This window comes from Microcoleus sp. SVA1B4 (genome assembly GCF_036700545.1).
Taxonomy (GTDB): Bacteria; Cyanobacteriota; Cyanobacteriia; order Cyanobacteriales; family Microcoleaceae; genus Microcoleus.
The window spans coordinates 1-6310 of record NZ_JAUBPB010000123.1 but is presented as its reverse complement, the minus strand read 5'-3'; the positions used below and the strand labels follow the sequence as shown (position 1 = coordinate 6310).

7 protein-coding genes and 1 pseudogene are annotated in these 6310 nt (G+C 47.2%); 5 read left to right on the top strand and 3 right to left on the bottom strand.

All coding sequences use genetic code 11. From position 1 onward, the window contains the following. Both QT987_RS29140 and QT987_RS29135 read left to right on the top strand, forming a co-directional pair. A pseudogene (locus QT987_RS29140) lies at positions 1 to 156 on the top strand (photosystem II q(b) protein); the annotation flags it as partial. A gap of 427 nt (positions 157 to 583) precedes the next feature. Continuing rightward, on the top strand, positions 584 to 1354 hold the full coding sequence (locus QT987_RS29135) for a GerMN domain-containing protein (protein WP_333246931.1): 771 nt from the start codon (positions 584 to 586) through the stop codon (positions 1352 to 1354). A gap of 272 nt (positions 1355 to 1626) precedes the next feature. Here QT987_RS29135 and QT987_RS29130 read toward each other — a convergent pair whose 3' ends face one another. From QT987_RS29130 to efp, 3 genes are all read right to left on the bottom strand, one after another. Continuing rightward, entirely contained in the window at positions 1627 to 2019 is a 393-nt protein-coding gene (locus QT987_RS29130) for an ArsR/SmtB family transcription factor (RefSeq protein ID WP_006631662.1), read from the bottom strand. A 30-nt stretch (positions 2020 to 2049) separates the two neighbouring features. Then, entirely contained in the window at positions 2050 to 2607 is a 558-nt protein-coding gene (accB, locus tag QT987_RS29125; protein WP_333058572.1) for an acetyl-CoA carboxylase biotin carboxyl carrier protein, read from the bottom strand. 199 nt (positions 2608 to 2806) lie between these two features. Continuing rightward, the gene (gene efp, locus QT987_RS29120; RefSeq protein ID WP_333058573.1) at positions 2807 to 3364 is read right to left on the bottom strand and encodes an elongation factor P; all 558 of its coding nucleotides are present in this window, start codon (positions 3362 to 3364) and stop codon (positions 2807 to 2809) included. A gap of 384 nt (positions 3365 to 3748) precedes the next feature. Between efp and QT987_RS29115 the strand changes: the two genes are divergently transcribed. The 3 genes from QT987_RS29115 to thiL all read left to right on the top strand — a co-directional run. Next, the gene (locus QT987_RS29115) at positions 3749 to 4873 is read left to right on the top strand and encodes a peptidylprolyl isomerase (RefSeq protein WP_333246929.1); all 1125 of its coding nucleotides are present in this window, start codon (positions 3749 to 3751) and stop codon (positions 4871 to 4873) included. A 246-nt stretch (positions 4874 to 5119) separates the two neighbouring features. After that, entirely contained in the window at positions 5120 to 5434 is a 315-nt protein-coding gene (locus QT987_RS29110; RefSeq protein WP_333246927.1) for a hypothetical protein, read from the top strand. A 32-nt stretch (positions 5435 to 5466) separates the two neighbouring features. Then, positions 5467 to 6310, top strand: an 844-nt coding sequence (gene thiL, locus QT987_RS29105; protein ID WP_333246925.1) for a thiamine-phosphate kinase, incomplete at its 3' end; no start/stop codon positions are given.

Sequence of the window (6310 nt, the reverse complement as noted above, 5' to 3'; positions counted from 1 at the left end):
CAAGGTCGTGTCATCAATACTTGGGCTGATGTCATCAACCGCGCTAACTTGGGTATGGAAGTAATGCACGAGCGCAATGCTCACAACTTCCCACTTGACTTGGCTGCTAGTGAAGTCACTCCCGTAGCTTTGGTTGCTCCTTCTATCAATGGCTAAGTTTTAGCTTTTGATTGACAAATAGCGCTCCTAGAAATAGGGGCGCTTTTTGTTTTGGGAAAAAAAATTTTATCGACATCCTTTTTCCTTCTCTCAGTTAAATCCGTTACCCCCATTACATCCCTCCGTTGTCTTCCTTCTTCCTTTTTCCTTCTTCTTTTTTCCTTCAGCCTTTAATTTTTTATGATTACTATAGAATATAGGCACTAAGCCGATCGAGATAGTGTGACATACTCCACGGGCGAAATCTTATATTATGGTCTAGGATTCCAATAGTCGGATTCAGAATATGTTGGGCTTGCTATAAAGTGTTCGCTAGCAGCAATGCAATTGTGTCAATTCCCGAATCTAACCATAGACAAATGTAGCTGATCAGGAGTCGCTCCTCACCGTCCCAAGCGCTCTATCTGTAAGGAGAATTTGTATTATGAAAGATGGACAAGAAGTACGCCGCGCCTCCACAGCCGTCATTGCCGGTGTTTGCGGGTTGGCTTTACTGGCGGGAGGGGGCATTGCCTGGTGGACCGCGAACCGTTCGCCAACCCCCGCAGATACGCAGTCTTCTGCTCAAACTACGGCTCCGCCGCTGTCCCCAAGTCCTGCGGAATCTCCTGCTGTAGTTATCCCCGTACCCCCTCCCAATCCTGTACAAGTGCCTACCGCTCAGACGCCTACCGCTCAGACGCCTACAGCTCAGGCGCCTACAGCTCAGACGCCTAACGCTCTGGTGCCAAAGTCGCCGCAGCCAAAGCCTTTGCCGCAGACTGATGTCCAGACAGTGCAAGTCTACTGGCTTAAAGATGCCAGCGGCAAATTTGAGGGAGTTCCTACGAAAGTAGCTGTCAAACAAGCTGACAAGCCTGATGCAGCTTTACAAGCTGCTTTTAACAGTTTGTTGGCTGGGCCGAAGGATGGAACTGTTTCTAGCGAAATCCCTAATGGGACAAAACTCAGGGGTTTGAGTGTTAAGAATGACGGAGTTTATGTCGATTTGTCGGCAGAATTTACTGCGGGGGGAGGGAGCAATTCGATGACTGGCCGATTAGGGCAAGTTATCTATACGGCTACGAGTTTACAACCGAATACCAAGGTTTGGATTTCGGTGGAAGGTAAGCCTTTAGAACTTTTAGGGGGCGAAGGTTTGGAGGTGGCTCAGCCGAGTACCCGCCAAAGTTTTGACAAAAATTTTCCCCTTTAGTAATTATGAGTCATTAGTTAGGAGTCATTAGTTAGGAGTCATTAGTCATCGGTCTGAAGGCAGAGAGTAGGGATTGATAACTTATGACTCATGGCTGATGACTCATGACCACGAATTTCAAAGGTGGTACCCGCCACGTGATTTATCCGTGGAATCAATCCCAAATCGAAAATCGAAAATCAGAAGAGCCCCCGCATTTATCTCGCGCAAGTCAATCTAAAATCTAAAATCTAAAATCTAAAATCGATTGACTGGGGACGGGCCACTAATTTTCAGTGCTTCGTAGTTAGGCTAAATGCCCGAAAGTGTAGGGCTTGCTGTTCGATCCGGCTGGCAAGCCGATCGCACACCATATTACACAGCTCAAAAATTAACTCGTCTTGCACCTTATAATAAGCTGAAGTTCCTTCACTCCGGCGAGTGAGGATACCAGCTTGGAGCATGAGTTTTAGGTGCTTAGAAACATTGGCTTGACTCGTTTGAGTAGCTTCCACCAATTCTTGCACGCATTTTTCGCCGTCGCGAAGCAAGTTCAAAATTCGTAAACGCATGGGTTCGCTCAAAATACTGAAATACTCAGCAACTTGTTGCACAACCTCTTGCGGGACAGGCTGGGATGACTTCATCAAACTCACCGGAGAGAAGTGATCGGGAAATATTAGCATTTATTCTGTCCATAACAATAAAGTAATCCTTCAATCCGGATTAATTCGCATCAAAACTTGACCGTATTCGACAGGTTCGCCATTTTGAACTAAAATTTCCATCACTTGACCGGACACTTCATCAGCATCGATCTCGTTCATCAGCTTCATCGCTTCGATAATACAGACTGTCTGGCCGACCTTGATGCGATCGCCCACATTGACAAAAGGAGGCTCGTCAGGAGCAGCAGCGCGATAAAAGGTTCCTACCATCGGCGAGATAATTGACACCCATTTGGTATCGACAGAAGCAGGTACGGCAGCAGGTACAGCGACAGGGGCGACGGGAACAGGGGCAGGCAGATCCGCTGCTAAATTTTGGTCAACAGCAGGAGGTGACGCTAAGGTGGGACTAGGAACCGCGCCCAAGGCGATCGGAGCGACAGTCGCCACGGCAGCAGGGAGCGCAGCAGAGGTGGCTGGTGAACTTGCCAGAATGCCTTTGCGTACTGTCAGTTCAATATCCCCACTTTTTAATGTCAGTTCCGAAATGCCAGTTTTGTCTAATACAGTTAGCAGGTCACAAAGCTGGTTTAAGTCTAGTTGCACAGCAGATTCAAGGGTAATTAATAATTGAAAATTGAGAATTGAGAATTGAAAATTCAGAATCCGGCGAAGCTATGAGCATCAACGAATTTGGAGGAAAAAGGGATAGTTTTTAAGCTGTGAGCGATGAGTGTTGAATTTATAATTCTTTAACTCAGAACTCAGAACTAAAAACTAAAAACTCCCTTTTTTTCCCTCGTTTCTATTCTCGGCCGAGGTACTTGTCTTCACGAGTATCAATCCGAATCCGTTCTCCAATGGAAATAAAGAGAGGCACCATAACCTGAGCTCCGGTGGAGACGATCGCGGGTTTGCTGCCACCGGTGGCAGTATCTCCTTTGACTCCCGGATCGGTTTGCAGCACTTCCAAGACGACAGAGTTGGGGAGTTCCACTTCCATGATTTGGTCGTTCCAGCGTAGGATGCTGACTTCCATCCCTTCACTGAGGTACTTGACACGATCGCCTATTTGCTTAGCATTGAGGCGACTTTCCTCGTAAGTTTCCATATCCATAAAGACGAACTCGTCGCCCTCTTTATAGGTATGCTGCATCACACTCTTTTCCAGGTTGGCTTGAGGCATAGTCTCGCCCGCCCGGAAGGTTTGTTCTACTACGTTTCCGGTTTGGACGTTTTTTAATTTTGTCCGCACGAAAGCCGAGCCTTTTCCTGGCTTGACGTGGAGGAATTCGATAACCCGCCACACGCCGTTATTCCATTCAATTGAAACACCTGGTCGAAAGTCGTTACTGGAGATCATATAAATTTTTGCGGGCAATCCCGTCGCCTTGCGGGCACGGGGGAACTACAGTCAGTCGATTTTAGATTTTAGATTTTAGATTTTAGATTTACTCCACAGATGAATTTGGGAGATTGAACCTTGGTCTAAAATTTTAATCTCTCCACGACAGGAGTCTGGGGGTTGTATCCGTTTTTGAGCGGGTCAGGTTAAAGCCGCAGTCTAGCTGACGGCATCAAAAAGCAATTGGCATTTTATTTTACCGTTCAAAGGGAGCAAGTGCTGTACGGAAAGCTAAAAAGCTCTCCACGGAAGGAAGTTCGGCAACGAATTGTGTAGGACATTTAAGGGATAGAAGGCCGACAGCGCTGTGGGAAGATAATAGAGGCAATAAAAGTTAAAGTTATGTTGCATTGGCCTAATTTCTCGATCGATACGTGCAAGCGCTGGGTCAAAACCCTCGCTTTAGCGCTCTTGCTGTTCACTCTCGGACTGAGTTTCAGTGCAGTCTCCCATGCCAAACGCCCCAGCAGCAGTATGCCTGCAGGGAATGCGATTACGGACGGGCGGGCGCTGCTGCGCTTCGCTTTACCTATTGACAATCAGACTGTGCGAGAGTTGCAAATCAGTCTCGAAGACATTGGCAACCACATACGATCTAAACGTTGGGGGCCTATTAGCAGCGATGTCAGTAAAGCTTCCAGGATTCTCAACCTCCGGGAATCTGACATTTTAGAGAGTATTCCCGACGCCAAAAAGCCGGAAGCTGAGGCGCTAGTTGCAGGAGTCAAGGAAGCAATTGCGGAACTGGAAAAGGCTGTTGAGGCTAAAGACAGGGAAAAAGTGATTGAATTGAAACCCACAATCCTGGGCACGGTAGGCGAAATCGAAGAGTTGATGGTGACAAAGTTTCCGTTTGAAGTGCCTGCCAAGTATGCTAATCTGCCTCAACTGAAAGGGCGCGCTACTGTGGCTGTACAAACTGAAAAAGGGGAAATTACTGTTGTGGTTGACGGCTACAGCGCCCCGGTTACGGCTGGTAATTTTGTGGATTTAGTCGATCGAGGTTTTTATGACGGTTTGCCGTTTATTCGATCAGAAGAATCCTACGTTTTGCAAACGGGAGATCCCGAAGGCAAGGAAGAGGGTTTTATTGACCCAGCTACTGGCAAATACCGGAATATACCGCTAGAAGTGCTCGTCAGGGAGGAAAAAGAACCTATTTACGGGATTACTCTAGAAGATGCGGGGCGTTATCGCGACGAACCTGTTTTGCCTTTTTCTGCTTTCGGTACTGTGGCTATGGCCCGTACAGAAACTGACCCTGATAGCGCTTCTTCTCAGTTTTTCTTTTTCTTGTTTGAACCTGAACTCACGCCCGCTGGCCTGAATCTGTTGGACGGCCGCTATGCTGTTTTTGGTTACATGATTGAAGGAAAAGAAGTTTTGGAGCAACTGAAGCAGGGAGACAAGATTGTATCTGCTAAGGTAGTTAAAGGAATCGAAAATTTGGTGCGACCTCAAGTTTAATTAATGAGGGCGATTGAAATCGCTTTTACACCAAAGTGACGGCGATTGAAATCGCTTTTACAGAAACAAAGCCCGCCTGCGCGGGCTGAAAAAATCAATAGTGACAGGCATTGAAATCTTTTCTAAATAAAGAAAGGTAACGGCGATTGAAATCACTTTTACACAGACAAAGCCCGCCGGAATCAGGCTGGAAGAAGAGATAATTTTTATAGTTTCGTTATTAAAATTAGGAATTCCATCGAAAATATGGCTATTTTACAATTTTTATTGGTAATGGGTTTGGGCGGATTCGCAGGCTTGTTGATTGTAAAAAATGTGAATGAAAACAAGCAAAAGCAGCGGTTGGATGAGGCTTTTTATCAGTTGTTGGAAACTCAAAACAGTCAAATTTCGCTGATTCAACTGGCGGCTAGTGCTAGGGTTGAGGCTGAAGTTGCTCAGCAGTATTTAACTCGGCAAGTTAAGATTTTTTCGGCGGTTTTAGAGGTAGATGATGAAGGAGATACTTTTTATAGGTTTCCTAGGTTGCGCTTGCCGCCGATTTCGGGTAAGGAATGGTGAATTGAGAAAGTGCGATCGACTAATTCAAAATTATGCAAGTTAAAGATATCGGTGAACAAGGTCTTTTAAGAATATTGCAAAAATTCTGCCCCGCAGAGATAGTGGGTGATGATTGCGCTGTCATGCCTACAAATCCCAACCAATCTCTGGCTATCACTACCGATATGTTAGTGGATGGAGTGCATTTTAGCGATCGCACTACGGGGCCTTATTACGCAGGATGGCGCGCCGCAGCGGCGAATTTGTCGGATCTCGCGGCTATGGGAGCAAAGCCTCTGGCGGTGACTGTAGCCCTCGCTGTGGCGGCGGATACGGCTGTGGAGTGGGTTGAAGAGTTTTATCGGGGGATGACGGCTTGCTTGCAAGAATATGATACGCCGATCGTCGGTGGCGATGTTGTGCGATCGCCCGTTGTGACTGTGGCGATTACGGCTTTTGGACAAGTGGAGTGCCATCGTACCATTAGTCGGTCAAATGCGCGATCGGGCTGGGCGATTGTCGCTACTGGGGTTCACGGAGCCTCCCGCGCGGGATTAGAATTGCTGTTAAATCCAGAATTCGGGCAAAATCTTACAGAAGTCGATCGAGCTTATTTAATTCTCGCTCACCAGCGCCCTAAACCGAGACTGGATGTTTTGTCGGTTGTTTGGGAAATATTAGGTTCCGAAGGTGCGATGGAACCCCCCCTCAGTCCCCCCCTTGCTAAGGGGGGGAAGCAAGATTTTAATTCTCTAGGTGCGATGGAACCCCCCCTCAGTCCCCCCCTTGCTAAGGGGGGGAAGCAAGATTTTAATTCTCTAGGTGCGATGGAACCCCCCCTCAGTCCCCCCCTTGCTAAGGGGGGGAAGCAAGATTTTAATTCTCTAGGTGCGATGG